The 25,471-nt window shown below is 68.0% G+C and carries 23 protein-coding genes; 12 read left to right on the top strand and 11 right to left on the bottom strand.

What is annotated here, in order from left to right; genetic code table 11:
* Nucleotides 1–182 precede the first annotated feature (182 nt).
* Nucleotides 183–1,076: a tyrosine recombinase XerC gene (locus ABIC65_RS15445; RefSeq protein WP_354309910.1), complete on the top strand. Its 894-nt coding sequence runs from the start codon at nucleotides 183–185 to the stop codon at nucleotides 1,074–1,076.
* Nucleotides 1,077–1,133: 57 nt separating this feature from the next.
* On the opposite strand, the gene ABIC65_RS15450 is transcribed toward ABIC65_RS15445, so the two are convergent.
* The 5 genes from ABIC65_RS15450 to ABIC65_RS15470 form a co-directional block, all read right to left on the bottom strand.
* Nucleotides 1,134–2,996 (bottom strand): glycoside hydrolase family 2 protein, encoded by a 1,863-nt coding sequence (locus ABIC65_RS15450; RefSeq protein ID WP_354309911.1) that lies wholly within the window; start codon nucleotides 2,994–2,996, stop codon nucleotides 1,134–1,136.
* Nucleotides 2,997–3,075: 79 nt separating this feature from the next.
* Complete coding sequence (zapE, locus tag ABIC65_RS15455) at nucleotides 3,076–4,188, bottom strand: cell division protein ZapE (RefSeq protein ID WP_354309912.1); 1,113 nt, start codon at nucleotides 4,186–4,188, stop codon at nucleotides 3,076–3,078.
* Between the two features lie 85 nt (nucleotides 4,189–4,273).
* The gene (locus tag ABIC65_RS15460) at nucleotides 4,274–5,056 is read right to left on the bottom strand and encodes a succinate dehydrogenase iron-sulfur subunit (RefSeq protein WP_354309913.1); all 783 of its coding nucleotides are present in this window, start codon (nucleotides 5,054–5,056) and stop codon (nucleotides 4,274–4,276) included.
* Between the two features lie 99 nt (nucleotides 5,057–5,155).
* Entirely contained in the window at nucleotides 5,156–5,731 is a 576-nt protein-coding gene (locus ABIC65_RS15465) for an ATP-dependent Clp protease proteolytic subunit (RefSeq protein WP_354309915.1), read from the bottom strand.
* Between the two features lie 184 nt (nucleotides 5,732–5,915).
* Nucleotides 5,916–6,890 (bottom strand): C13 family peptidase, encoded by a 975-nt coding sequence (locus ABIC65_RS15470; protein ID WP_354309916.1) that lies wholly within the window; start codon nucleotides 6,888–6,890, stop codon nucleotides 5,916–5,918.
* A 117-nt stretch (nucleotides 6,891–7,007) separates the two neighbouring features.
* On the opposite strand from ABIC65_RS15470, the gene ABIC65_RS15475 reads away from it, so the two are divergent.
* The gene (locus ABIC65_RS15475; RefSeq protein ID WP_354309918.1) at nucleotides 7,008–8,393 is read left to right on the top strand and encodes a PQQ-dependent sugar dehydrogenase; all 1,386 of its coding nucleotides are present in this window, start codon (nucleotides 7,008–7,010) and stop codon (nucleotides 8,391–8,393) included.
* A 12-nt stretch (nucleotides 8,394–8,405) separates the two neighbouring features.
* Here the strand turns inward: ABIC65_RS15475 and ABIC65_RS15480 are convergent, their stop codons facing one another.
* The 3 genes from ABIC65_RS15480 to ABIC65_RS15490 are packed head-to-tail and all read right to left on the bottom strand — an operon-like array spanning nucleotide 8,406 to nucleotide 9,960.
* Nucleotides 8,406–8,711: a polyhydroxyalkanoic acid system family protein gene (locus ABIC65_RS15480; RefSeq protein ID WP_354309920.1), complete on the bottom strand. Its 306-nt coding sequence runs from the start codon at nucleotides 8,709–8,711 to the stop codon at nucleotides 8,406–8,408.
* Nucleotides 8,708–9,124 carry a VOC family protein gene (locus ABIC65_RS15485; RefSeq protein WP_354309921.1) on the bottom strand — a complete coding sequence of 139 codons (417 nt, stop codon included), beginning with the start codon at nucleotides 9,122–9,124 and terminating at the stop codon, nucleotides 8,708–8,710. Before ABIC65_RS15485 ends, ABIC65_RS15480 begins: the two co-directional genes overlap by 4 nt.
* Nucleotides 9,125–9,162: 38 nt before the next feature.
* Nucleotides 9,163–9,960: an aspartyl/asparaginyl beta-hydroxylase domain-containing protein gene (locus ABIC65_RS15490; RefSeq protein WP_354309923.1), complete on the bottom strand. Its 798-nt coding sequence runs from the start codon at nucleotides 9,958–9,960 to the stop codon at nucleotides 9,163–9,165.
* A 184-nt stretch (nucleotides 9,961–10,144) separates the two neighbouring features.
* Here ABIC65_RS15490 and ABIC65_RS15495 point away from each other — a divergent pair, with 184 nt between their 5' ends.
* Nucleotides 10,145–13,012: a M16 family metallopeptidase gene (locus ABIC65_RS15495; RefSeq protein WP_354309925.1), complete on the top strand. Its 2,868-nt coding sequence runs from the start codon at nucleotides 10,145–10,147 to the stop codon at nucleotides 13,010–13,012.
* 33 nt (nucleotides 13,013–13,045) lie between these two features.
* Here ABIC65_RS15495 and ABIC65_RS15500 read toward each other — a convergent pair whose 3' ends face one another.
* From ABIC65_RS15500 to ABIC65_RS15510, 3 genes are read right to left on the bottom strand one after another with little or no spacing between them, the layout of a single operon-like run.
* Entirely contained in the window at nucleotides 13,046–14,830 is a 1,785-nt protein-coding gene (locus ABIC65_RS15500) for an AMP-dependent synthetase/ligase (protein WP_354309926.1), read from the bottom strand.
* A gap of 47 nt (nucleotides 14,831–14,877) precedes the next feature.
* Nucleotides 14,878–16,596, bottom strand: coding sequence for a gamma-glutamyltransferase (ggt, locus tag ABIC65_RS15505; RefSeq protein ID WP_354309927.1), 1,719 nt, complete (start codon nucleotides 16,594–16,596; stop codon nucleotides 14,878–14,880).
* 40 nt (nucleotides 16,597–16,636) lie between these two features.
* Complete coding sequence (locus ABIC65_RS15510; protein WP_354309928.1) at nucleotides 16,637–17,614, bottom strand: quinone-dependent dihydroorotate dehydrogenase; 978 nt, start codon at nucleotides 17,612–17,614, stop codon at nucleotides 16,637–16,639.
* A gap of 238 nt (nucleotides 17,615–17,852) precedes the next feature.
* Between ABIC65_RS15510 and ABIC65_RS15515 the strand changes: the two genes are divergently transcribed.
* The 9 genes from ABIC65_RS15515 to ABIC65_RS15555 all read left to right on the top strand — a co-directional run bounded on the left by ABIC65_RS15515 (nucleotide 17,853) and on the right by ABIC65_RS15555 (nucleotide 25,451).
* Nucleotides 17,853–18,785, top strand: a complete 933-nt coding sequence (locus ABIC65_RS15515) for a helix-turn-helix domain-containing protein (RefSeq protein WP_354309930.1) — start codon at nucleotides 17,853–17,855, stop codon at nucleotides 18,783–18,785.
* Nucleotides 18,786–18,828: 43 nt separating this feature from the next.
* A complete protein-coding gene (locus ABIC65_RS15520) occupies nucleotides 18,829–19,341 on the top strand; it encodes an SUF system Fe-S cluster assembly regulator (RefSeq protein WP_354309931.1) in 513 nt (170 codons plus the stop codon).
* Entirely contained in the window at nucleotides 19,341–20,804 is a 1,464-nt protein-coding gene (gene sufB, locus ABIC65_RS15525; protein ID WP_264606687.1) for a Fe-S cluster assembly protein SufB, read from the top strand. The genes ABIC65_RS15520 and sufB overlap by 1 nt, the downstream gene beginning before the upstream one ends.
* Before the next feature lie 91 nt (nucleotides 20,805–20,895).
* Nucleotides 20,896–21,315 carry a hypothetical protein gene (locus ABIC65_RS15530; protein WP_354309933.1) on the top strand — a complete coding sequence of 140 codons (420 nt, stop codon included), beginning with the start codon at nucleotides 20,896–20,898 and terminating at the stop codon, nucleotides 21,313–21,315.
* A 5-nt stretch (nucleotides 21,316–21,320) separates the two neighbouring features.
* Nucleotides 21,321–22,064, top strand: a complete 744-nt coding sequence (gene sufC / locus ABIC65_RS15535; protein WP_354309935.1) for a Fe-S cluster assembly ATPase SufC — start codon at nucleotides 21,321–21,323, stop codon at nucleotides 22,062–22,064.
* Nucleotides 22,061–23,143, top strand: a complete 1,083-nt coding sequence (locus ABIC65_RS15540) for a SufD family Fe-S cluster assembly protein (protein ID WP_354309937.1) — start codon at nucleotides 22,061–22,063, stop codon at nucleotides 23,141–23,143. Before sufC ends, ABIC65_RS15540 begins: the two co-directional genes overlap by 4 nt.
* Before the next feature lie 191 nt (nucleotides 23,144–23,334).
* Complete coding sequence (locus ABIC65_RS15545; RefSeq protein ID WP_354310033.1) at nucleotides 23,335–24,492, top strand: cysteine desulfurase; 1,158 nt, start codon at nucleotides 23,335–23,337, stop codon at nucleotides 24,490–24,492.
* Nucleotides 24,489–24,956, top strand: coding sequence for an SUF system Fe-S cluster assembly protein (locus tag ABIC65_RS15550; protein WP_354309939.1), 468 nt, complete (start codon nucleotides 24,489–24,491; stop codon nucleotides 24,954–24,956). Before ABIC65_RS15545 ends, ABIC65_RS15550 begins: the two co-directional genes overlap by 4 nt.
* Nucleotides 24,957–25,091: 135 nt before the next feature.
* Nucleotides 25,092–25,451: a HesB/IscA family protein gene (locus tag ABIC65_RS15555; protein WP_354309940.1), complete on the top strand. Its 360-nt coding sequence runs from the start codon at nucleotides 25,092–25,094 to the stop codon at nucleotides 25,449–25,451.
* Nucleotides 25,452–25,471 lie beyond the last annotated feature (20 nt).

Consider the following 25,471-nt stretch of genomic DNA (forward strand, 5'->3'; position numbering starts at 1 on the left):
GGCCGGATGAGCAATGCAACGGCGTCCGTTCAGGTCCCTTGTCATCCCCGCGAAGGCGGGGATCCGTTGGCGGTGATGCAGCGGTCCTGTCCCCCGGCGCACAGGCGAATGGGTTCCCGCCTTCGCGGGAATGACGACGGTCTCTCTGGGCGGCTCCAGTCCAATGCGGGGGCGCCGCACCCATGACCGACCTCCCCCTTCCGCGCCGGTTCGCCGAGCATCTCGGCCGCGACCGACGGCGCTCGGTGCACACGATCCGCGCCTATGAGGCGACCGCCATCCGCCTGCTCGGCTTTCTGCAGGGCCATTGGGGCGGTCCGGTCGCGCAGGAGGCGCTCGCCAAGGTCGGCGCCGCAGACCTCCGCGCCTATCTCGCCCACCGCCGCGGCGAGGGGCTGTCCAACGCCTCGGCCGCGCGCGAGCTTTCCGCCGTTCGCGCCTTCCTGAAGTTTGCCGGGGGCGACGATGCCCAGCTGCCCCGCTTGCGCGGGCCCAAGGTGAAGAAGGGCCTGCCGCGCCCGATTGCGCCGCACGAGGCGGTGGCGCTCGCCGAATGGGCGTCGGACGAAGCCAGCGAGCCCTGGATCGCCGCGCGCGACTGGGCGGTGCTGCTGCTGCTCTACGGCGCGGGCCTGCGCATCGGCGAGGCGGTCGCGCTGACCGGTGCGGCACTCCCGCTCGGCGCCACGCTGCGCGTCACCGGCAAGCGCGACAAGACGCGCGACGTGCCGCTGCTGCCGGAAGTCCGTACTGCGATCGAGGCTTATGTCGAGGTGTGCCCCTGGGGCACCGCGCGCGACCTGCCGCTGTTCCGCGGCGCCAAGGGCGGGCCGCTGCCGCCGGGGGCGATCCGCAAGGCGGTGCGCTCGGCGCGGACGAGCCTGGGGCTGTCCGACCGCACCACCCCGCACGCGCTGCGTCACAGTTTCGCGACGCATCTGCTGGGGCGGGGTGCGGACCTGCGATCGCTGCAGGAGCTGCTCGGCCATGCCAGCCTCAGTTCGACCCAGGTCTATACCGGGGTGGATGCGGCGCATCTGCTCGACGTCTACCGCGCCGCGCACCCGCGCGCCTGATCGTGGAGAGGTGGCAGGAAGGCCGGGGCAGGTCCTGCCCGCCCCAGCCCTGCCAAATCAGCGCTTGGCCGAGTCGGCCGCCTCGCGCTTGGCATAGTCGCCGGCGAGCACGTCGAAGGCGAGCTTGTGCTGGCCGGTCTCGGAGATCAGCCCCTTGCGGTTCCAGCCCTGCTGATAGATCGGGTGCTGGCGCCGCGGCGAGCGGAAGTCCTTGAGGATCCAGGGGCTCATGCCGCGCAGGAACGGCACCTTGGCGGCCATGGCGAGCGTCGCGCGGTAATAGGCCGCCTGATATTCCTCGCTATACTTGTGCGGGCTGGCGACCGGATCGTGATAGCCGGCGCGCGCATCCGCCCCGAATTCGGAGAAGATCAGCGGCTTGTTCGCGGGCCCGCGCCATTCCTGGCTGGCGAGGTCCTCGAGCGCGTCGTCGGTGTACCAGCCGTTATACGTATTGATCGCCATGACATCGAGGTCCGCCGCGAGCGGATCGTCGATCTTCATGATCTTGTTGCCCTCGCGCCCGCTCAGCAGCGCGGCCGTGACCAGGCGGCTCGAATCGAGACTGCGGACATCGGCGATCATCGTGCGCAGGAAGGCGTTGCGCGCATCGTTGGTCGGCGTTTCGTTGGCGACGCTCCACAGCACGATCGACGAACGGTTGCGGTCGCGGTGGATGTTTTCGGACAGAATGCGGCGGGCGTCGGCCAGCGTATCCGGGTTGTTCCAGTTGACCAGCCAGTAGAGCGGGATCTCGCTCCACACGAGCAGGCCCATCTCGTCGGCGAGGCGGGTGGTCAGCTCGCTGTGCGGATAGTGCGCCAGCCGCACGAAATTGCCGTGCAGGCCGTATTTGATCTCGCTGAGCAGCGCGCGGGCGGCGGCCGGGGTCATCGCGCGCACGGGGTTCTCGCCCAGCTCTTCCTCGTGCATCGAGATGCCGCGCAGGAAGATCGGCTTGCCGTTGAGCAGGATGTCGGTGCCCTTCACCGCGATGGTGCGGAAGCCCATGCGATCGGCGAAGTGATCGGCGCCGGCATCGATGCTGATGTCGTAGAGCTTCGGGTTTTCGGGCGACCAGCGGACGAGATTGCGCGGCACCGGCAGCGTCGCTTCCCACTTGCCCTCGCCATCGGTCTTGCCGTCGAGCGTTGCGCCGAGCGTCGGGATGCGGAACTTGACGGCGGTGTTGGCCGCCTTCGGCCCTTCGAGCTTCACCGAGACGGCGATATGGCTGCCGTCCGGCGTCAGGCGAACGAACGCGTCGTCGACATAGGTGTCGGGCACCGTGACGAGGGTGATGCTGCGGGTGATGCCGCCATAGGTCTCCCAGTCGGTCACCGGCGGTGGCACGTCGTTCGCGGTGCGCACCGAATCGACGCCGATGGTAATCTGGTTGCGGCCCGGCCGCAGCAGCTTGGTCACCTCGAAGGCGAAGGGGGTATAGCCGCCGCGATGCTCGCCCAGCGGCTTGCCGTTGAGATAGACATAGGAGCGATATTCGGCCGCGCCGATGCGCAGGAACACGCGGTTGCCGGGCTTGGGCGCGGTCGCAGGGAACTCGCGCTGGTACCACACCAGCCCCTGGTAGAGCCGCATCTCGGGCGAATGGCCGATCCACGAGCCGGGCAGGCTCACCACCGGCGACTGCTGCATGTCCTGTTCGAAGAAGGTACGCGGCTTGGCCTGCATCACGTCGGCAGCGATCACGTCGGCGGCGCGGTTGGTGCGCGCGTTCGGCGGCTCGCCGTGGAAGCCGGCAAGGCCGTCGCGATACGGATCGATCGACCAGTGCCACGGGCCGTCGAGGCTCTGCTGCTGGCGAAGGTCCGCTGCGACGAGCACGGGCTGTGCCCAGGCCGAGGATATTCCGAGAACCGCGAGCCCCATGGCCGCGAGCAGGCGCAAAGGCCGCATCATTGTCTCCCTGTTCCTCCGGGAAATCCCGGAGCCCAAGGGCATTTTAGAAGCGCGGAGTTGGACTTACAACGTGGTCTGATCAATCCGCTCCATGGCCCTTGGCGAGATAGTCGTCCGATTGCATCTCGAGCAGGCGAGAAACGGTCCGGTCGAACTCGAACCGCCCGTCGCCGCTCTCGTAGAGATGCTCGGGAACGGCGTCGGCAGCGGCGAGCAGCTTGACCTTGTGCTCGTACAGCGCGTCGACCAGCGTGACGAAGCGCGCCGCCTCGTTGCGGTTCTCCGGGCCCAGCTTGGGGATGCCGACGAGGATGACCGTGTGGAAGCGCCGCGCGATGGCGAGATAGTCGGGCGCCCCGCGCGCCTCGGCGCACAGCCGTTTGAACGAGAAGACCGCGACGCCCTTCACGCATTTCGGCACCAGGATCTCGCGCCCGCCTGGGATCGGCACTCGGCAGGTGGGCACGCGGGCGCGGTCCTCCACCGGATAGTCGGTGAGGCGGAAAAAGGCGGCGGAGAGCGTGGCGGTCGCCTCCGGACCATTGGGCACCAGCCAGGTATCGACGCTGCCTAGCCGGTCGCGCCGGTAGTCGACCGGACCGTTGAGCGCGAGCACGTCCATCCGCTCTTCGATCAGGTCGATGAAGGGCAGGAACAGCTGGCGGTTGAGCCCGTCCTTGTAGAGGTCCTTGGGCGGGCGGTTGGACGTCGCGACCACGGTCAGCCCATGCGCCATCATCGCGGTGAACAGCCGCGAGAGGATCATCGCGTCGGGCGGGTTGTTGACCACCAGCTCGTCGAAGGCGAGCAGCCGCGTGTCGCTGGCCAGCGCATCGGCGACGGCGACCACCGGATCGGCGGTATTCTTCTGCCGCTCGACGTTGAGCCGCTCGTGCACCTCGAGCATGAATTCGTGGAAATGCACGCGGCGCTTGCGGCGGATGTCGAGACTGTCGAAGAACAGGTCCATCAGCATCGACTTGCCGCGGCCGACACCGCCCCACAGGTACAGGCCCCGCGGTACCGCCGGCTTGCGGCCGGTGAGCTTCCACAACACGCTGCCCTTGCGCGGCGCCGCCTGGAGCTCCCCGGCCAGTGCGTCGAGCCGCGCGGCGGCGGCCTCCTGCTCGCGATCGGGGCGTAGCTCGCCGGCGGAGACGAGGGCGCGGTAACGATCGAGGACGCGGGTCATGGGGCAGGTCTACCAACGAAAACGAGCTGCCGGGCCGGAAGGGCCAGGCAGCTCGGTGTCTCTCAAATTCGTGAAGAAAGGGCGTTCAGAGCACGCGCTCTGCGGCCAGTTTCTTCACTTCGGCGATCGCCTTGGCCGGGTTCAGACCCTTGGGGCAGGCGTTCGCGCAGTTCATGATCGTGTGGCAGCGATACAGGCGGAACGGATCCTCGAGCTGGTCGAGCCGCTCGCCGGTCATCTCGTCGCGCGAGTCGGCCAGCCAGCGATAGGCCTGGAGCAGGATCGCCGGGCCCAGGAACTTGTCGCTGTTCCACCAGTAGCTCGGGCACGAGGTCGAGCAGCAGGCGCACAGGATGCACTCGTACAGGCCGTCGAGCTTCTCGCGGTCCTGCGGGCTCTGCAGCCGCTCCTTGCCCGAAGGCGTGGTGGTGACGGTCTGCAGCCACGGCTTGATCGAGGCATACTGCGCATAGAAATGCGTGAAATCGGGGACGAGGTCCTTGATCACGTCCATGTGCGGCAGCGGGGTGATCTGCACCTCGCCCTTGATGTCCTCGATCGCAGTGGTGCAGGCGAGGCCGTTCTTGCCGCCGATGTTCATCGAGCAGGAGCCGCAAATGCCCTCGCGGCACGAGCGGCGGAAGGTCAGCGACGAATCCTGTTCGCCCTTGATCTTGATCAGCGCATCGAGAACCATCGGGCCGCAATCGTCGAGATCCACCTCGAACGTGTCGTAGCGGGGGTTCTCGCCCGAATCCGGATCGTAGCGGTAGATCTTGAACTTCTTCACCCGGGTGGCTTCGGGGCTTGCCTTGTGCTCCTGGCCCTTGGTGATACGGCTGTTCTTGGGCAGGCGGAATTCGGCCATTCCTGAAACTTCCTCTTTCGCTTCGGCGCGACGCGTCGGTTTTGCGGCGCGGGCTATGCCTTTCGCGGGCGCAGCGCAAGTGTCCTTTGGGCTGGGCCCTCAGATCACGTCGAGCACAAGCCCCAGATCGCGGGCCTCTTCGGCCTCGATATACCAGTTATAGGGCGCGCGGCGGCGGAGCTCCTCGAAATCGACCCGCGAGCCGGCGACAAGGGCGCGGAAGCCCTCTTCCTCGATTGCGATCGAATGCTCGATCTCGGCGAGCTTGGCCTTGAGGATCGCCGGCAGCGCACGCAGCGGGCCGGACAGGTCGATGCTGGAATGCATCTGCCGCTCGTGCAGCATCAGCCGCGTGCCGCGGGTGAGGAAGCGCTTGTCGACCGGGAAGCCTGCCATGAAGGTGGCGCCCGCCGAATAGACCGCGACTTTGCCGAGGAACAGCAGCTCGCGGCCGGTGGCTTCGCGCAGCAGCCGGAGCTCGTCGGCCATTAGCCGCGCGACTTCTGGGTCGCCGCCCAGGGTGGAGAGAGTGACTACCAGCGGGCCGTCGCTCGGCGCGGCGAGCAGCTGGTCGCGGAAGTTTTGGTACATCGAATCGTCCACCGTGCCCTGCAGCCGCACTTGCGGGGTGGCGAGCAGCGGGTAACGCTGGAGCGGGCTCTCGGAATCGGACATGCGCGGCCAACCGACGAGGGGCGGGGGAGTTCCCGGGCCTCAGATCCTCCCCTGCAAGGGGAGGTGGCGCGCGGAGCGCGACGGAGGGGGGGCGACGCTGATGGGAGAGGCCGACGCACCAGCGCGGACACCCCTCCGTCAGGCCTTCGGCGTGCCACCTCCCCTTCCAGGGGAGGATCGGAGGCTAGGGCTTCAGCGCATCTGTCGCCGGCGCGCCCACCGGTGCCGTGGCAGCCTGCGGCATCCGCGCTTCCAGCGGCGCCAGCCACCCGCTTACGCCGTCGCCGATCGTCACCTGCGGCATGGATGGATCGAGCCGCCCTGCGCGTTCCCAGCCGATGATCGTCTTGCGTGCTTCCGCCGCAGCATCGGCGAGCGGCTGGGGCTTGCGCAGCGCGTGGTTGACCAGCGCGTCGCCGAAGAAGGTCCAGTCATTCTCGGCCCGGCAGCCGAACGACGAGCGCGTCGCCGAGGCGGCGGTGAGGATCGCGGTAGTGTCGCTCATCAGCCGCTTGACGAAGGCGCCGGAATAGCAGGCGGAGATCAGCAGCAGCCGGTTGCGGATGCCGAGCCCGACGAGCAGCGCGGCAAGCCGTGCGGGTGGCAGCACGCCGAAGCCTTGATCTCCGTCATGATAGGCGATGCCGGCATCGGGGGCGCCATGCGCGGTGACGTAGAGGACCAGCACGTCCTGGTTGCGGTCCATCAGCTCGGCCACGCGGGCGAGCGCCAAACTCAGGGCGGTAAGACTGCCAGTGGGAAGGGTGGCGCCGCCGCGGCCGTCCGGGCCCGCCAGTACCAGCGCGCGGCCATCGGCATCGTAGCGGCGGGTGAGGACGCGGCCGCTCTCGCGCGCCTCGCGGGCGAATACCGGATCGCTGTCGAGCGCGACGCTCAGCACATAGGCGTCGACCACGCCCTTGCGTTCGGGCTCAAGGGCGGCGAGCGCCGTGTTCAGTCGCCGCTGGTCCACGAGCATCGCCCGGGGATCACGCCCGCGCTGGAGTTCCGGGCCGCTTTCCATCCCGTCGATGCCGTCGTCCCCGGAAACGAGCCCGGGCCATTCGGTGCGATGCTCGGGCGGCTGTTGCTGCGCGAAGGCGGGAACGGCGGCGGAGAAGGCCAAGAGCAGGGCAAGCGCACGCAACCAGAACCGCATTCGGGCCGATCCCCCCGGAACAGGTGAGCCGACACTCTTGCCTGGCGCAAAGCGAAGTCAAGCGCCGCCCGCAGAATCGCATTGGAATCGATCGCGCTGCCCCCTATCGCTGGCGTCATGCTCAAGCGCCTCCTGATCGCCTTCGCCCTTCTGATCGTCGCCGGCGGTGCCGCCTGGTACTGGCTCAGCCGCCCGGACATCGCCACGCTCCCCGAGATCGCCGTCACCGGCCGCGCGCCGGAAATTACCGAACCGCGCTATCAGAACATCCCCACGGTGGGCGTCGCGAAGGCGGTCGGCTGGCCGGCGGGTGCCACGCCCAAGGCTGCGGCCGGCCTGAAGGTACAGGCCTTTGCCGACAAGCTCGATCATCCGCGCTGGCTGTACCAACTGCCCAATGGCGATATCCTGGTGGCCGAGAGCAATTCGCCGCCACGCGACAAGGGCGGGATCACCGGCTGGGTGATGGGCATCCTCATGAACAAGGCCGGCGCCGGCGGTGCCTCGGCTAATCGCATCACGCTGCTGCGCGACAGCAATGGCGATGGCGTGGCGGATATGCGCACCGTGTTCCTCACCGGGCTCAACTCGCCGAGCGGGATGACGCTGGCCAACGGATCGCTTTACGTCGCCAATACCGATTCGCTGGTCCGCTACCCCTATCTGGAGGGGCAGACCAAGATCGCCGCCAAGCCCGAGAAGATCCTGTCGCTGCCCGGCGGCGGCAATCACTGGGCACGCAACGTGGTCGCCTCGCTCGACGGGAAAAGCCTTTATGTGAGCGTCGGATCGTCGTCGAACATCGCCGAGGACGGGCTGGAGGCCGAAGGCCCGATCTACAGCGCCGGCAGCCCGGGCCAGATGGCCGCGGCCGCCGCGCAGCCGACCAATCGGGCGGTGATCCTCGAGGTCGATCCCGCTACAAAGACCAGCCGCATCTTCGCCTGGGGTATCCGCAACGCCAACGGCATGGCGTTCGAACCCAAGACGCAGGCGCTGTGGGCAGTGGTCAACGAACGCGACATGCTCGGTTCGGACATGCCGCCAGACTATATGAGCCGCGTCGATCTCGGCGCCTTCTTCGGCTGGCCCTGGCAATATTGGGGCGGATATGAGGACAAGCGGGTCGAGCCGGGCCGACCGGACCTGCGCGAATATGTCCGCCGCCCGGATTTCGCGCTGGGCGCGCACACCGCGCCGCTGGGGCTGACCTTCGCCGATGGTGCGCGGCTGGGCAATGCCTATGCCAATGGCGCATTCGTCGGCCTGCACGGTTCGTGGAACCGCCAGCCGCCGTCTGGCTACAAGGTCGTGTTCGTGCCGTTCGGCGACAATGGCTTCCCGGCTAAGGATGCCAAGCTGCAGGACGTGCTGACCGGCTTCCTCAACGCCAAGGGCGAGACGCAGGGCCGGCCGGTCGCGGTGATCACCGGCGCGGGCGGCGCGCTGCTGGTGGCGGACGATGTCGGCAACACGATCTGGCGGGTTAGCGCAGGGCGCTGACCCGCGCAGCCCTCAGGCGAGTAGCCGGGGGCCTTCCTTCGCCAGCATTTCGCGGACCTTGCCCGCGAACAGCGCGAGCATGCCAGGCAGCGCGATCTCGGCATGGACCTGCGCATCCTGCACATCGAGCCGGCTGACCACCTGCTGGCCCATCGCGGCGACGGTGAAGTGGAGGCTGTCGCCTTCCCAACGATGCTCGACGGTGGCGCCGCCGGGAATCTTGTCGGCAAGCCGCCCGATCTTCGAATCGATGCGGGCGCGGGCGCCTTCGCGGCCGAGCTGATGCGGAATGTCGACGCTGATCGTCTGCGGGGTCATTTTGCGAATACCATGGCGTCATCGGCGAACGCCTTGAATTCCAGCGCGTTCCCGCTGGGATCGCGGAAGAACATCGTCGCCTGTTCGCCCACCTGGCCCTGGAAGCGGATATGCGGCGCGATGCCGAAGACGATGCCGGCCTCCTGCAGCTTGGCAGCGAGCGCGTGCCAGTCGTCCATCGTCAGCACCACGCCGAAATGCGGCACGGGGACGTCATGGCCATCCACCGGATTGGTGGTGGCGACAGGCTTCGCGGCGGGGTCGAGATGCGCGACGATCTGGTGGCCGAAGAGATCGAAGTCGATCCATTGCTCGGACGAGCGGCCCTCGGGGCAGCCTAGAAGCGCGCCATAGAAGCCGCGCGCGGCGGCAAGGTCGTGGACCGGGAAGGCGAGGTGGAAAGGGCGTGGCATGGGCTTGGCTTAGCCGCCCGCAACTCCCCCGACAACGCTCAGACGTCGGCCGCGATCTCGCCGCGATGCCAGCGGCACAGATTTGCCCGCGCCTCCTGCACGAAGGCCGACCGGCGCAGCACCCCCAGCAGCGTGTCGGCGATCCAGCGGCCGGGATTGCGCAGCGGGCGACGGAACTGGATCAGCAGCACGATGCGGGTATGCGCGCTGTCGTTCCATACCTCGTGATCATAGGTATCATCGAACACCAGCGTCTCGCCCTCGGCCCAGCGGACGGTGCGGGTGCCGATCCGCATGCGGACGTCGCCGTCGCGCGGCACGACCAGCCCCAGATGGCAGGTGATCAGCCCCTTGGTGACGCCGCGATGCGCCGGGATGTGGGTGCCGGGCGCGAGGATCGAGAACATCGCGCTGTTGAGGCCGGGCACCTGCCCGATCAGCCGCGAGGTATGCGGGCAGCGCGCGAGGTTCTCGTCGACGCGGTAGCCATAGCCGCACAGGAACAGGCTGCGCCATTTGCCGAGCGGCGCGATCGCGCGGTGATCGGGGGAAATGGCCGCGAGCGACGGTGCGCCTGGTTGGGTGCCGATCGCCGCAATCGCCTCGTCGCGGATCGCTTCCCAGTCGGCCCGCAACGCCGCGGTCCAGGGAAAGGCGCGCATGTCGAGTACCGGCGTGTTGGGCACCAGCGAGGAGGCGGCGATCAGCCGATCGAAGGTGCCGCGCAGATGCTTCCCCCAGCGCAGCAGCAACGGGCGGGGGCGCGGGTAAGAATCGGCGCGCAGGACGCTGTCGCCCGTCTGCCCGATCGGCGCCTCGCTGGTGGCAATGTCCACGCGCAACTTCCCCGCAGCTTCCACGTTACGCCCGAAGTTCGGTGCTGCAACGCAACAATCCATGCCTCGGGTCTAGGCCGTCACTTGGGTCCAAAACATGGCGGGTCCATGGATTCTTGTGGCGTACATCCGGCAGAAAGGTTGCCGGTGGCATGCCGCGCCACTCGCCTCTAGAAAGGGCTTCATGTTCTCACGTCCGCGCATGCCGCGCTTCGCCCTGCTTCTCCTCGCACTCGCTGCTCCGTCGCTGCCCACCCCGGTGCTGGCGCAAGGCCGGCCCGAGGGCGTCCAGACCGCCGAGGATCCCTGGCTCTACAAGGGCAGCGACCTCGTCCATGACGATAAATGGAAGTTCGGGCGGCTTTCCAACGGCGTGCGCTATGCGGTGCGCAAGAACGGCGTGCCGCCGGGGCAGATCTCGATCCGCGTGCGCATCGACGCCGGCTCGCTTATGGAGCGCGACTCGGAGCGCGGTTTCGCCCATCTGCTCGAACATCTCAGCTTCCGCGGCTCGACCTATGTGCCCGATGGCGACTCGAAGCGGATCTGGCAGCGTCTGGGCGTCACCTTCGGCTCGGACAGCAACGCCGCGACGACCTTCATCAGCACGACCTACAAGCTCGACCTGCCCAACGCGACGCCGGAAGGGCTGGACGAAAGCTTCAAGATCCTCTCCGGCATGATGGCCAATCCGGCGATCACGCAGGCGTCGCTCACTGCCGAGCGGCCGGTGGTGCTGGCCGAGGGCCGCGAGCAGCCCGCGCCGCAGAAGCGGATGCAGGACGCGCTCTACCAGCTGATCTTCGCCGGCCAGCTGCTCGCCGATCGCGAGCCGATCGGCACCGTGGAGGCGCTCAACGCCGCGACGCCCGCCAGCGTCCAGGCGTTCCACGATCGCTGGTACCGCCCCGAACGCGCCACCGTAATCGCGATCGGCGACGTCGATCCGGCGGTGCTTGAGGCGATGATCAACAAGTATTTTGCGAGCTGGCAGGGCAAGGGCGAGGCGCCCAAGACGCCCGATTTCGGTAAGCCCGAGGCCGATCACCCTATCGCCGCCAGCATCGTCGAGCCCGCGCTGCAGCCGGTCGCGCTGATGGCGATCGTGCGGCCCTGGACGGTCTATGCCGACACGGTGATCTTCAACCAGAAGCGCATGATCGACATGGTGGCGATCCGCATCCTCAACCGCCGCCTCGAATCGCGCGCGCGCTCGGGTGCCTCGTTCCTCGGGGCGGGGGCGGATCTCGACGACATCGCGCGCTCGGCCAACGTCACGACGCTTACGGTGCTGCCGACCGGTGACGATTGGGAAAGCGCGCTCCGCGACGTCCGCGCCACCGCCGCCGAGCTGATGGCCGCCCCGCCGAGCCAGGCGGAGATCGACCGCGAACTCGGCGAGATCGACGCGGTGATGCGCAACCGCATCTCCACCGCACCGGTCGAGTCGGCCGTGTCGCTGGCGGACGACCTCGTCCAGGCGGTCGACATCAACGAGACGGTCACCACGCCCGAGGCCTCCTACGCGATCTTCAAGGGCGCGATCGCGGCGCGCATGTTCACGCCGGCGGCCGTCCAGGCTTCGGCCAAAAAGGTGTTCGAGGGCACCGCGACCCGCGCGCTGGTCAACACCCATGCCCCCGATCCCGACGTGGTCCGCAAGGTGACCGCCGCGCTCCAGGCAGACGTGAAGGCGGCGGTGATGAAGCGCCGCGCGCTCAACGTGAAGTTCGACCAGCTGCCGCGCATCGGCGCGCCGGGCAAGGTGGTCGAGCGCAAGCGTATCGACCCCGATCTCGCCATCGACGAAGTGACCTACGCCAACGGCGTCAAGCTGCTGATGCGCGAGGACACGTCCGAGACTGGCAAGGTGTGGGTCAATATCCGCTTCGGCCGGGGCCTGCGCGCGCTGCCGGGCGACAAGCGGGTGCCGGGCTGGGCGGGCAAGACCGCGCTGATGGCCAGCGGCATCGGCAAGTTCGGCCAGGAGGAGCTCGACGCGCTGACCGGCAACCGCCAGATCGGCCTCGGCTTCGACATCGAGGAAGACGCCTTCGTCTTCCAGGCGCAGACCAACAAGCAGGACCTCGCCGACCAGCTCCGCCTGTTCGCGACCAAGCTCGCAGCGCCCGGCTGGGATCCCAACCCGATCACCCGCGCCAAGGCGGCGACGCTCGCGTCGTACGCGGGCCTCTCGTCCTCGCCCGACGCGGTGCTGGGCCGCGACCTCGACGTGCTGCTCCACGACGGCGATCCGCGCTGGGGCGTGCCGAGCCGCGAGGAAGTTTCGGCGCTCACCCCGCAGGCGTTCCGCGCCTTGTGGGAGCCGCTGCTCCAGACCGGCCCGATCGAGGTCGAGATCTTCGGCGACATGAACGCCGATGCGACGGTGCAGGCGGTGGCGGCCAGCTTCGGCGCGCTGAAGCCCCGCGCCGAGGGCAAGGAAAGCGGTGCGCCGGTGCGCTTCCCCGCGCATGTCGCGACGCCGGTGGTGCGCACGCACACCGGTGCGGTGGATCAGGCCGCGGCGGTGATCGCCTGGCCGACGGGGGGCGGCAGCGCGGGTCTCGCCGAGAGCCGCAAGCTAGAGATCCTGACCGCGGTGTTCCGCGACCGGCTGATCGAGCAACTGCGCATCCAGGCGGGCGTGAGCTATTCGCCCAACGTGATGAGCGACTGGCCGCTGGGCTTGGCCGCCGGGGGCAAGATCGCAGCGCTGGGCATGGTGCCACCGGAAAAGACCGACTTCTTCTTCAAGCTCGCCCGCGACATCGCGGCGGACCTGGCGGCGAAGCCGATCGACGCCGACGAGCTCAACCGCGCGCTGACCCCGCTCAAGCAGCAGCTGCTGCGCATGTCGAGCGGCAACATGTTCTGGATGAACCTGGTCGAGGGCGGCACCCAGGATCCGGCGCGGATTGCTGGCATGCGCAGCCTGGCGAAAGACTATGCGGCGACCACGCCGGCCGAGCTGCAGGCACTGGCGGCCAAGTATCTGCGGTCGGACAAGGACTGGACCATGGTCGTGCTGCCGGAGAAGGCGGCGAAGTAAGGTTTGGATCCTCCCCGTTTTGGGGAGGATCTATCAATACAGCTCGTCCAGCCGTTCCGCGTACACCGCCTTCAGCACGTGGCGCCGGATCTTCATGCTCGGCGTCAGCTGCTCGTTTTCGATGGTGAAGGCCTGATCGGCGAGGATGAACTTGCGCACCCGCTCGATCACCGAGAGATCCCGGTTCACCCGTTCGACCGCCGCGCCGATCGTCGCCTTGAAGTCGGCGTCCCGCGAGAGGTCGCGGAACTTGCACGGCGTCGCGGTCTTGGCGCAAAACTCCTGCACCCATTCGGGATCGGGGACGATCACCGCGGTCATGTAGGGCCGCTTGTCGCCATAGATCATCGCCTGCAGGATCTCGGGCTGGAGCGTCAGCATGCCCTCGATCTTCTGGGGCGAGACATTGTCGCCCTTGTCGTTGACGATGATGTCCTTCTTGCGATCGGTGATCTTGATGCGACCCTTGGCGTCGATCTCGCCAATGTCGCCGGTGTGGAGCCAGCCGTCCTTCAGTACGCGCTCGGTCTCGGCCTCGTTGCGCCAATAGCCGTGCATCACCAGCTCGCCGCGCACCAGGATCTCGCCGTCCTCGGCGATGCGGACTTCGACATCGTCCATCGGCGGCCCGACCGTGTCCATCTTGAGGCCGACCTTGGGGCGGTTGCACGAAATGACCGGGGCGGATTCGGTCTGGCCATAGCCCTGGAGAAAGGTGAGACCGAGCGACTCGAAGAAGATGCCGACTTCCGGGTTGAGCGGCGCGCCGCCCGAGACCAGCGCCTTGATTCGGCCGCCGAAGCGCTTGGCGAGCTTGGGACGCAGCGTGGCGTTGAGCAGCAGGTTCATCGGCGCGTCGGCGATGCCCGACTTGCCCACCGCCTTGCGCGCACCGATCGCCACCGCCTTTTCCAGCAGATAGGTGGCGAAGCTGCCCTGCTTCTCGACCTGCTTGGTGATGCGGGTGCGCAGCACCTCAAACAGCCGCGGCACCACGACCATGATGGTGGGGCGCACCTCCTCGATGTTCGAGGCGAGCTTTTCCAGCCCCTCCGAATAATAGATCTGCCCGCCCAGCGCGATCGGGAAGAACTGGCCGCCGGTATGCTCATAGGCGTGGGAGAGGGGGAGGAAGGACAGGAACACCTCGTCCGCCCAGCCGAAATCCTCGGAGATGATCGCGGTGCAGCCCTGGCAATTGTGCAGGATCGCACCGTGGTGCTGCATCACCCCGCGCGGCGATCCGCCGGTGCCGCTGGTGTAGATAATGCAGGCCAGGTCCTCGCGCCGGAACGTCGCCTGTGCGGCGGCGGTGGCGGCATCGCTGGGATGCGCTGCGATCAGTTCGCGGAAATCATGGACTTCGAGCGTCCCCTGCTGGCCGAGGCGGACATCGTCGATGCCGATCACGATGCGGCCCGCCGAGGAGCGCAGCATCGCCGGCAGCAGCGTCTTGGCGAGCTTGGTGTTCGAGACGATCACCGCGCAGGCGCCCGAATTCTCGAGAATGTGCTGGTGATCGCGCTCGGTATTGGTGGTGTAGGTCGGCACCGTCACGCAGCCCGCCGCCATGATCGCGAGGTCGCTGATGCAGAATTCGGGGCGGTTTTCGGAAACGAGCATCACCCGGTCGCCCGGTTTCAGTCCCAGCGCCTTGAGCGCCGCGGCGAGGCTCGCCACCTGCCGCGCCGCCTCGGCCCAGCTGGTCGGGTGCCAGATGCCGCCGGCCTTGTACCAGAGGAACGGCGCGTCGCCCTTCTCCGCCGCCCGCGTGAAAAACATCGCCACCAGATTATCGAAACGTTCGAGCTTGCGCATTCCTACTCCCCCTGCAGGCGCCCCATCTTATCCTTGGGCGTCCCGCGTCATTCCGACGGGCGGTTGGGCTTGGCGCCCACCCGCTGTATAACCGTTACCGCGCCGTTCTGATCCATCGCCACGCCTTCGCTGCGCGGATCGGCAGCACCGACCCAGCGGCCGCCCACGCGCTCGATCGCATTGGCCTTGAGGCCCATCGGCGCGGTACGGACGTCCTCGCCGAGCGCGCGCAGCGCCGGCAGCATCGCGTCGAGCTGGGTGCCCTGCTCGGCGGTCGCGGTCCTGCCCGGCGCATAGAGCAGCCCGAGCCCGATCGCGTCCTGCGCGGAGAGCTTCCAGTCAACGACGCCGACGATCGCCTTCGCCACCTGCGCGATGATCGTCGATCCGCCCGCCGCGCCCACCGCGAGGCGCACCTTGCCGTCGGGGCCGAACACGATCGTCGGCGCCATCGAGCTGCGCGGCCGCTTGCCGCCCTCGACTCGGTTGGCGACCAGATACCCATCCTTCACCGGCACGATGTCGAAATCGGTGAGCTGGTTGTTGAGGATCATGCCGTCGACGGTCAGCCCGGAGCCGAACGGGCCTTCCACGGTGGTGGTGACTTCCGCGACATTGCCTGCCCCGTCCGTCACCGCGAGATCGGTGGTGCCGGCGACTTCCTGCACCTTGGCCAGCACGCGCTTCGGCGCACCCGACGGGGTGCCGGCGGCGATGCGGGTCATCGTCCTGGCGGGATCGATCAATTTCGAACGGCTGGCGATGTAGCGGCGGTCGAGCAGCCCCTTCAGCGGCACCTGCACGAAGTCCGGATCGCCGAGATACAGGTCGCGATCGGCATAGGCGAGGCGCGAGCTCTCGGCGAACAGGTGCCAGGCGGTGGCCGAATCCTTTCCGAGCTTCGCCATGTCGAAGCGTTCGAGCTGCGCCAGGATCATCAGCACGGTGATGCCGCCCGAGGATGGCGGGCCCATCGAGCAGACCTTGTAGCCGCGATAGCGCCCACACAGCGCCGGCCGTGCCTTGGCGTCATAGGCGGCAAGGTCGCCGGCGGTCATCTTGGAAGGATTGCGCGCCGCGCCGTTGACCGCCGCGACCAGCTTGGTCGCCTGCGGACCGACATAGAAGCTGTCGGGCCCCTGGCTTGCGATGCGTTCGAGCAGTGCGGCCTGCTCCGGGTTGCGCACCGTGGTACCGGCGGGCAGCGGCTTGCCGTCTGCGCCGAAGAACAGCGCGCGATAGGCGGGATCGACATGGCCCGAGAACTGGGTCAGCGAATTGTTCATCCGCGGGCTCAGCACGAAGCCGTCGCGGGCAAGGCGGATGGCGGGGGCGAACAGCTGGGCCCAGGCGAGCTTGCCCGAGCGGCGGTGCGCCAGCGCCATCGCGCGCACCGCGCCGGGCACGCCGACGCTGCGCCCACCCGGCACCGCGGCGAAATGGCTCAGCGGCTGGCCGTCGGCGCCGTAGAACCAATGGTCGTCGGCGGCCATGGGCGCGGTCTCGCGGCCGTCCACGGTGGTCATCGCCTTGGTCCTGGCGTCGTAGAGCACCAGGAAGCTGCCGCCGCCGAGCCCCGAGCTCTGCGGCTCGACCACGCCCAGCGCCAGCATCGTCGCGATCGCGGCATCGGTGGCGCTGCCGCCTGCGCGCAGGATCTCCACGCCCGCCGCCGCTGCGCGCGGATCGGCGGCGCTCACCATGCCCTGGGCATGGGCGAGCAGCGGCGTGAACAGCAGGAGGAGCAGCGCGACCATTTTCTTCATGGCGCCTAGGCGTAGCGCGCTTTGCCCCGGAGGCAAGCGGTCAGGCGAGCGCCTTGGCGATGCTCCGTGCCAGACCGGTGCCGCGATAGAGCAGCGCCGAATAGACCTGGACCAGCACCGCGCCCGCCTCGATCCGGCGCTTGGCCTCGTCCGGCCCGTCGATGCCGCCTGCCGAAATCAGCGGCAGCTGCCCGCCCGAGGCCTCGCGCGCCTCGATCAGCTTGGCGCGGGCGAGCTCCTTGAGCGGCTTGCCCGAAAGCCCGCCCGCCTCCCCGGCCTGGGGCGAGGCGAGGGGCGGGCGCGAGATAGTGGTGTTGGAAACGATCAGCGCGTCGACATGATGGTCGATCGCCGCGCGCACCGCGCCTTCCAGCCCAGCGCGGTCGAGATCGGGCGCGACCTTGAGGAACAGCGGCGTGGTGCCGCGCGCGGCATGCGCGGCCGCCAGCAGCTCGTCGAGCGCGGGGCGCGATTGCAGGTCGCGCAGGCCCGGCGTGTTGGGGGAACTCACGTTGATCGTGATGTAATCGGCGTGCGGCGCGGCCTTGGTGACGCCCAGCGCGTAATCGGCGACGCGGTCGGTCGACTCCTTGTTGGCGCCGACATTGATGCCGAGGATGCCGGGCCGCTGCTTCAGCCGGGCGATCCGGGCCAGTGCGGCGTCGATCCCGCCATTGTTGAAGCCCATGCGGTTGATCACCGCCTCGTCCTCGACCAGGCGGAACAGGCGGGGCTTGGGATTGCCGGGCTGCGGGCGGGGGGTGAGCGTGCCGACCTCGACCGCGCCGAAGCCGAGTCCGAACAGGCCGGCGATCGCCTCGGCATCCTTGTCGAGCCCCGCGGCCAGGCCGATTCGATTGGGGAAGGTCAGCCCTGCCAGCGTCACCGGCGTCGCCGACTCTGGCCCGCCACCGAAGGGCGCACCCGCGCCGCCCCAAAGCGCCAGCGCGCGAATCGCAGCGCGATGTGCCCGCTCCGGATCGAGCGTGAAGACCATGTTGCGAAGAATCTTGCCCATGAAAGCGCTCATGCATCGCAAGGCAAACGTCGTCAAAGGCCAGAATGTCGATTCCGTACAATACCGGGCCTCCCGAATCGGGTAGAGCATCCTTGCGACCCGAGGGGTTCCGCTTAACGGGGGGAACCCTTTCCTTTGGGCCCGGCCGGGCAACCGGCCGGGCCTCTTTTCCGTTGCGCTTTTCGCGCGTCCATGCTCCAGCTGTGCGACGAACCGAAGCACAGGGGAACAGCTTCGCATGCGTGGCGCCGACGAGGGCCAGGTTGCAATTGCCGCGCGCAGTGGCGCGGGGGCGGGACAGCCTTTGGATATTCGCTTTCAACCGTCCACCGGGCGGCTGATACCGCATGTCGAGAGCTTTTATCTCGCCCATATCGACGCGCCGTGCATCGAGGGCGTCGAGCGCGTCGATCTCGGCCAGTGGCGCTTCTGCCTGGAGGGGGAGGGCGTTGTCCGCTTCCCCGACGAGCATAGCGAGACAACGCTGCCGGTGATGGTCAACGGCCCCGGCACTGCGCACTGGACCTACCGGATCCAGGGGCCCTTCCGCTGCTTCGGCATCTCCCTGCGCGGCATCGGCTGGCGCACGCTGGTCGGCCGGCCTGCGGACCAGGTGGCCGATCGGCTGGTGGATGGCGGCGAGATTTTCGGGGCGGAGGTGCATGCGCTGCACGCTCAGCTCCGCACGCTCGATACGCTGGAGGCGATGGTCGCCGCGGTCGAGCCGTTCCTGCTGCGCCGGATCGACACCGCGCGGCGCGTGCCCAAGGCGCATGTCGCCTTTCTACGCATCGTCCGCGAATGGGCGGCCTCGGGCGATCCGACGATCGACGCGCTCTATGACGCGATGGAAGCCGAGACCGGCATGGGCCAGCGCCAGGTCCAGCGGCTGTGCAAGGAATATTTCGCCGGCCCGCCCAACCATCTGCGCCGCAAGTTCCGCGCAATCGGCGCGGCGATGCGCATTCACCAGGGCGCGCCGCTCGCCGAGGTGGTGGCGCCCTTTGCCGACCAGTCGCACATGATCAATGAGATCAAGCATTTCACCGGCCAGACACCTGGCCTGCTCCGCGACAGCATCGATCCGGTGCTCGCCGCAACGCTCGAGCACGAGAAGTTCCACTTTCTCCCCGATGTGATCCCCGAGACAGTTGACCTCGGCGGTCGCTAGGCCCACATGCCCAATCGGATCAACTTTGTCCGATTGGGAGTCGATGCGTCTTTCGAGCCTTGCCGACTATGCCGTGGTGATGTTGGCCGCTGCTGCGCGCCACTGCGGTGCGTCGTGCCGGCTCAACGCGACGCTGCTGGCGAACGAGACCGGCCTGCCGCTGCCGACCGTGCAGAAGCTGGTGAGCAAGCTCTCCGCTGCAGGCCTGATCGAAAGCGCGCGCGGCACCGGCGGCGGTTTCCGCCTCGCCCGGCCGCCCGCGGCGATCAGCCTTGCCGAGATCGTCGAGGCGATCGAGGGACCGATCGCGCTGACGGTCTGCGTCGATTCGGCGCGGCATGATTGTGCCGTCGAGGGCAACTGCCGGGTAAAGCCGCACTGGGGCGTGGTGAGCGATGCGGTCCGCTCGGCGCTCGCCCAGGTCAGCCTTGCCAGCCTCAGCAGTCCTCCCGCGCTTGCAGCGCCGGCACTGCCGGTGCATGGGCTCGCGCCTTCCACTTCCGACCTTTCTTCTCCTTCTCCGGCGCTCGTCGGGGAAAGCCAGGTATCTTTCTGATGGCCACCAAGAATGCTGAGGCGCTCGCCGCCGCGAACAAGAAGTACGAATGGGGCTTCGCCTCCGACGTCGAACAGGAGTTCGCGCCCAAGGGGCTGAGCGAGGATACCGTCCGCTACATCTCCGCCAAAAAGAACGAGCCGGAGTGGATGCTCGACTGGCGGCTCAAGGCCTTCCGCCTGTGGCAGACGCTGGAGGCGCCGGACTGGGCCAAGCTCAACGTGCCGCCGATCGACTATCAGGACGCGTATTACTACGCCGAGCCGAAGCAGAAGAAGACGATCGCGAGCCTCGACGAGCTCGATCCGGAAATCCGCCGGACCTATGAGAAGCTCGGCATCCCGATCGAGGAGCAGAAGGTGCTCGCCGGCGTCGAGGGCGCGCGCAAGATCGCGGTCGACGCGGTGTTCGACTCGGTCTCCGTGGCGACGACCTTCCGCGCGGAGTTGAAGGCGGCGGGCGTCATCTTCCTGTCGATCAGCGAGGCGATCCGGGAGTATCCCGAACTGGTCCAGAAGTGGCTGGGCAAGGTGGTGCCGCAGCGCGACAATTATTTCGCCACGCTCAACAGCGCGGTCTTCTCCGACGGCACCTTCGTCTATGTGCCCGAGGGCGTCCGCTGCCCGATGGAGCTTTCCACCTATTTCCGCATCAACGCGGAGAATACCGGCCAGTTCGAACGCACGCTGATCGTCGCCGACAAGGGCGCCTATGTCTCGTATCTGGAAGGCTGCACCGCGCCGATGCGCGACGAGAACCAGCTGCATGCCGCGGTGGTGGAACTGGTTGCGCTCGACGATGCCGAGATCAAATACTCGACCGTCCAGAACTGGTATCCCGGCGACGAGAACGGCAAGGGCGGCATCTACAATTTCGTCACCAAGCGCGCGCTGTGCCAGGGTCGCAACTCCAAGGTGAGCTGGACCCAGGTCGAGACCGGCTCGGCGATCACGTGGAAATACCCGAGCTGCGTGCTGGCGGGCGAGAACAGCGTCGGCGAGTTCTATTCGGTGGCGGTGACCAACAATCGCCAGCAGGCCGATACCGGCACCAAGATGATCCATCTCGGCAAGGGCAGCCGCTCGACCATCGTGTCGAAGGGCATCTCGGCCGGGCGCAGCGACAACACCTATCGCGGGCTGGTCCGCGTGGCGGCGAGCGCGGAGAATGTCCGCAACTTCACCCAGTGCGATTCGCTGCTGCTCGGCGACCAGTGCGGCGCGCACACCGTGCCGTACATCGAGGTGAAGAACCCGAGCGCGCAGATCGAGCATGAGGCGACCACCAGCAAGATCAGCGACGACCAGCTGTTCTACGCGCTCCAGCGCGGGCTGGACCAGGAAGCCGCGGTGGCGCTGATCGTCAACGGCTTCGCGCGCGAGGTACTGCAGCAGCTGCCGATGGAGTTCGCGGTCGAGGCGCAGAAGCTGCTCGGCATCTCGCTCGAAGGCTCGGTGGGGTGAGCCGCCCCGCTGCCCCCGCTCAGCCTGCGCTCATGTCGGCTGATATAGTGACGACGCAGGGCCGCGTTCCGGGTCCGCAGGAGTATCGTGCATGTTGAACGCCCTTCTTGCCGTTGCCTTCGCCCTCCAGGGCGGCGTCGCGATCGACAGCGCGGCGCAGTTCGGTGCGGCGACCAACCACGCGCGCTGCATCGTCCGCGCGATCGGCACCGCGCCGGCGGACGCGGCCGCGCGCACGGCCAAGGTCGCCGGCGCGATCAAGCAGTGCCGGGACTTCCTCGATTCCGACTTCCAGGCCGGCCGCCTGCTGCTCAACGATCGGCCCTACCAGCCGAGCGCCTGGCACAAGCTGACCCCGGTGCTCGATGCGATCGAGGCCGACATCAAGGCCAGCGTCACCGCGCCGAAGCAGTACAAGATCATGTGGAAGCTGCCCGACGGCGCCATGGTCGATGCCTATGATGCGGGCGCCAAGCCCAAGACCCTTTCTCTCGTGACCGTGGCGATCTGAACCCCATGCTGAACATCCAGAACCTGCACGCCGAAATCGACGGCAAGGAAATCCTCAAGGGCCTGACCCTGTCGCTGAACGCGGGCGAAGTGCACGCGATCATGGGGCCGAACGGTGCCGGCAAGTCGACGCTGGGCTACGTCCTCGGCGGCCGCAACGGCTATGACGCCACCAGCGGCAGCGTCACCTTCGACGGGCAGGATCTGCTGGAGCTGGCGCCGCACGAGCGCGCCGCCGCCGGCCTGTTCCTCGGCTTCCAGTATCCGGTCGAGATCCCCGGCGTGTCGAACGTCCAGTTCCTGCGCGAGGCGGCCAACGCCCAGCGCCGCCACCGCGGCGAGGCGCCGCTGTCGGGCGCCGAGTTCCTCAAGCTGGCGCGCCCACAGGCGGCCGCGCTCGGCATGGACGCGGAGATGCTCAAGCGGCCGGTGAATGTCGGCTTTTCGGGCGGCGAGAAGAAGCGCAACGAGATGGTGCAGATGGGGATCCTCAACCCCAAGCTCGCGATCCTCGACGAGACCGACAGCGGCCTCGACATTGACGCGCTCAAGGCGGTGGGCGAGGGCATCAATCGCATCATGCGCGCGCCCGACAAGGCGGTGCTGCTGATCACCCATTACCAACGCCTGCTCGATTACGTGAAGCCGGACTTCGTCCATGTGCTCGCCGATGGCCGCATCGTCCGTTCGGGCGGGCCGGAACTGGCGCACGAACTCGAGCGCGAAGGCTATGGAGCGCTGGCGGCGTGACCGTGCTCGATCTTCCCTCCACCCGGCAGGAAGCATGGCGCTGGGCCGATATGGCGACCTTGCGCGCCGCGGCGGCCTTGCCACCTACCCCTGCCGGGGTGGATCCGGCAGCGCTTTTCCTCGATATCGACGGCCCGCGCCTCTGCTTCGTCGACGGCGTGTTCGAACCCGCGCATAGCCGCCCGGGTCCGGTGGAAGTCACCCGCCAGATCGCCGCGACGGATCACCCGCTCGGCAGCCTGGCGATCGGCGAGGGTTGGGCGCTGCACCGCGGCCCCGAGCATGCCGCGACCTGCATCCAGATCGTCCATATCGGCACCGGCGGCGAGAACCATGTGCCGGCACGCATCCTGCTTGCCGACGATGCCGTCGCCACGATCGTCGAGACCTATGCCGGCACCGGCTGGGCCAACCGACTGACCGCGATCGCGCTCGGCAAGGGCGCGCGGCTGATGCGCTCAGTGCGACTGGTGCAGACCGGCGGCTTCGTCTCGATCCGCGACGAGGCCGAGATCGGCGAGGCAGCGAGCCTGGTCTCGATCTTCCTCGGCGCGGGCGGCATGGGCAGCCGGATCGATGGCGCGCTGACGCTTACCGGCAAGGGTGCCTTCGCCGAGATGGGCGGGGCGCTGCTCACCAGCGGCACCCAGCGCCAGGAGGCGGCGGTCGCGGTCCGCCACGAGCAGATCGAAGGCACGTCGCGCCAGATCTGGCGCGCGGTCGCGGCCGACCAGTCGGTGGCGAGCCTGGCTGCGCGGGTGGAAGTCGCACGCGGCGCGCAGCAGACCGATGGCGAACAGTCGCTGCGCGGGCTGCTGCTACAGCGCACGGCAACGGTGAACCTCAAGCCCGAACTCGAAATCTTCGCCGACGACGTGAAGTGTGCGCATGGCGCGACGGTGGGCGAGCTCGATCGCAACGCGCTGTTCTATCTGGAGAGCCGCGGCATCCCGGACGCGCAGGCCAAGGCGCTGCTGACCCACGCCTTTGTCGCGGACGCGCTCGCCCGGATCGGCGAGGAGCCGGTGCGCGAAGCCTTTGCGGCGGACGCCGCGGCCTGGCTGGAGGCGGCGCTGTGAGCGAGATCAATTCGATCCTCCCCGGAACGGGGAGGGGGACCGCGTCGCGGAGCGGCGTGGTGGAGGGGGGCCTCCACGAGTCCATCGCCCGGTCGAGCTCCCCCTCCACCACCGGCTTCGCCGGCGGTCCCCTTCCCCGTACCGGGGAGGATCGGAGCGCCCCGCTCGACGTCCTCGCGGACTTCCCGGCCATTCCCGCCGGCTGGGCCTATCTCGACACCGCGGCTACCTCGCAAAAGCCCCGCCCGGTGCTCGACGCGATCGCGCGCGGCTATGGCGAAACCTATGCCACCGTGCACCGCGGCGTGTACCAGCGCTCGGCAGACATGACGCTCGCCTTCGAGGCGGCGCGGGCGCGCGTGGCGAAGTTCATCGGCGGCAAGCCCGAGGAAGTCGTGTTCGTTCGCGGCGCGACCGAGGGGATCAACCTCGTCGCGCAATGCTATGCGGCCACCCAGCTCAAGGCCGGCGACCGCATCCTGCTCTCGGCGCTTGAGCACCACTCGAACATCGTGCCGTGGCAGATGGCCGCCGAAAAGATCGGCGCGCAGATCGACGTGATGCCGCTCACCGACGATCACCGTATCGACCTCGACGCGATGGCGGCGATGCTGACCGACCGGCACAAGCTGGTCGCGCTCGCCCATGTCTCCAACGTGCTCGGCTCGGTGCTCGACGTGCGGCGGGCGACCGAACTGGCGCACAAGGTCGGCGCCAAGATTCTGATCGACGGCTGCCAGGCGGTCGCCCGTCTGCCGGTAAACGTCGGCGAGCTCGGCTGCGACTTCTATGTTTTCTCAGGCCACAAGCTCTACGGCCCGACCGGCATCGGCGTGCTTTGGGGCCGGTACGACCTGCTCGACGCGATGCCGCCCTATCAGGGCGGCGGATCGATGATCGACCGGGTCAGCTTCGCCAGGACCACCTATGCCCCGCCCCCGGGCCGCTTCGAGGCGGGCACCCCGCACATCGTCGGCGTGGTCGGGTTGCATGCGGCGATCGACTATGTCGACGGCATCGGGTTGGACCGCATCCACGCGCACGAGACCGCGCTGGTCACCGAGACGCGCGCCGCGCTCGCGGGGATCAACAGCGTGCGGCTGTTCGGGCCCGAGGACAGCGCCGGCATCGTCAGCTTCGCGGTGGAGGGCGTCCACCCGCACGACGTCGCGACGATCCTCGACGAGGGCAATGTCGCGATCCGCGCCGGGCATCACTGCGCCCAGCCGCTGATGGAATTGCTGGAGGTCCCCGCCACCGCGCGGGCGAGCTTCGGCGTGTATAACGGGCCGGCGGACGTCGCCGCGCTCGTACGAGGAATCGAGCGAGTGACGAGGATCTTCGGATGAACGAAGAACGCAGGATCGTGGTGGAAGAAGTCGACGCGGTCGAGGCGCCGCCCAAGGCGCGGGTCGACGAGGCCGTCGAGCCCGCCGCCGAGCGCAAGCGCGACTATCTCTCCGGCTTCCTTTCGCAAAAGCCCGTCGAGGCGGGTGCAGGCGAGCCCGGGGGGCCGCTCTACGAAGCGGTGATCGACGCGCTCAAGGAGATTTATGACCCGGAGATCCCGGTCAACCTCTACGATCTGGGGCTGATCTACGGCGTCGACATTACCGCCAACGGCCATGCCGCGATCACCATGACCCTGACCACGCCGCATTGTCCGGTCGCCGAATCGATGCCGGGCGAGGTCGAGCTGCGGGTGAGCGCGGTGCCGGGCATCGCGACGGCCGACGTCAATCTGGTGTGGGATCCGCCCTGGGACCCGCAGAAGATGAGCGACGAGGCCAAGCTGGAACTGGGGATGTTGTGACCCATCTAAGCCCCTCCCCTTATAGGGAGGGGTTGGGGGTGGGGGACTCTCCACGAGCGACCAACTTGTGGATCGGTCGGCCCCCACCCCAACCCCTCCCCTGAAGGGGAGGGGCTCAAGAAGGTAGAAGAGACGATGACCACCGCGACGACCTCCCGCCAGCGCCCCGCCGCGCTGCTCCTCACCCCCTCCGCCGAAGCGCGCATCGCCGCGCTGATGGCGAAGGCACCGGAAGGCACGGTCGGCGTCAAGCTCTCCACGCCCCGCAAGGGTTGCTCAGGGCTGGCCTATTCGGTCGACTATGTCGCCGAGGCCAAGCCGTTCGACGAGAAGATCGAGACTCCGGGCGGCACCTTCTTCGTCGATGGCGGATCGGTGCTGTACCTGATCGGCTCGACGATGGACTGGGTGGAAGACGATTTCACCGCCGGCTTCGTGTTCACCAACCCCAATGCCAAGGGCACCTGCGGCTGCGGCGAAAGCTTCATGGTCTAATCGCGCGCGCTGGAGTACAG

It is taken from the genome of Sphingomonas trueperi (genome assembly GCF_040545665.1).
Lineage (GTDB): Bacteria > Pseudomonadota > Alphaproteobacteria > Sphingomonadales > Sphingomonadaceae > Sphingomonas > Sphingomonas trueperi_B.

Coding starts and splice junctions, on each gene's coding strand:
- zapE (WP_354309912.1), bottom strand. CDS start 4,188: ATGACCCGCGTCCTCGATCGTTACCGCGCCCTCGTCTCCGCCGGCGAG.
- ABIC65_RS15515 (WP_354309930.1), top strand. CDS start 17,853: ATGCGTGGCGCCGACGAGGGCCAGGTTGCAATTGCCGCGCGCAGTGGC.
- ABIC65_RS15555 (WP_354309940.1), top strand. CDS start 25,092: ATGACCACCGCGACGACCTCCCGCCAGCGCCCCGCCGCGCTGCTCCTC.
- ABIC65_RS15495 (WP_354309925.1), top strand. CDS start 10,145: ATGTTCTCACGTCCGCGCATGCCGCGCTTCGCCCTGCTTCTCCTCGCA.
- ABIC65_RS15530 (WP_354309933.1), top strand. CDS start 20,896: ATGTTGAACGCCCTTCTTGCCGTTGCCTTCGCCCTCCAGGGCGGCGTC.
- sufB (WP_264606687.1), top strand. CDS start 19,341: ATGGCCACCAAGAATGCTGAGGCGCTCGCCGCCGCGAACAAGAAGTAC.
- ABIC65_RS15510 (WP_354309928.1), bottom strand. CDS start 17,614: ATGGGCAAGATTCTTCGCAACATGGTCTTCACGCTCGATCCGGAGCGG.
- ABIC65_RS15460 (WP_354309913.1), bottom strand. CDS start 5,056: ATGGCCGAATTCCGCCTGCCCAAGAACAGCCGTATCACCAAGGGCCAG.
- ABIC65_RS15465 (WP_354309915.1), bottom strand. CDS start 5,731: ATGTCCGATTCCGAGAGCCCGCTCCAGCGTTACCCGCTGCTCGCCACC.
- ABIC65_RS15550 (WP_354309939.1), top strand. CDS start 24,489: ATGAACGAAGAACGCAGGATCGTGGTGGAAGAAGTCGACGCGGTCGAG.
- sufC (WP_354309935.1), top strand. CDS start 21,321: ATGCTGAACATCCAGAACCTGCACGCCGAAATCGACGGCAAGGAAATC.
- ABIC65_RS15500 (WP_354309926.1), bottom strand. CDS start 14,830: ATGCGCAAGCTCGAACGTTTCGATAATCTGGTGGCGATGTTTTTCACG.
- ABIC65_RS15445 (WP_354309910.1), top strand. CDS start 183: ATGACCGACCTCCCCCTTCCGCGCCGGTTCGCCGAGCATCTCGGCCGC.
- ABIC65_RS15485 (WP_354309921.1), bottom strand. CDS start 9,124: ATGCCACGCCCTTTCCACCTCGCCTTCCCGGTCCACGACCTTGCCGCC.
- ABIC65_RS15480 (WP_354309920.1), bottom strand. CDS start 8,711: ATGACCCCGCAGACGATCAGCGTCGACATTCCGCATCAGCTCGGCCGC.
- ggt (WP_354309927.1), bottom strand. CDS start 16,596: ATGAAGAAAATGGTCGCGCTGCTCCTCCTGCTGTTCACGCCGCTGCTC.
- ABIC65_RS15450 (WP_354309911.1), bottom strand. CDS start 2,996: ATGATGCGGCCTTTGCGCCTGCTCGCGGCCATGGGGCTCGCGGTTCTC.
- ABIC65_RS15470 (WP_354309916.1), bottom strand. CDS start 6,890: ATGCGGTTCTGGTTGCGTGCGCTTGCCCTGCTCTTGGCCTTCTCCGCC.
- ABIC65_RS15520 (WP_354309931.1), top strand. CDS start 18,829: ATGCGTCTTTCGAGCCTTGCCGACTATGCCGTGGTGATGTTGGCCGCT.
- ABIC65_RS15475 (WP_354309918.1), top strand. CDS start 7,008: ATGCTCAAGCGCCTCCTGATCGCCTTCGCCCTTCTGATCGTCGCCGGC.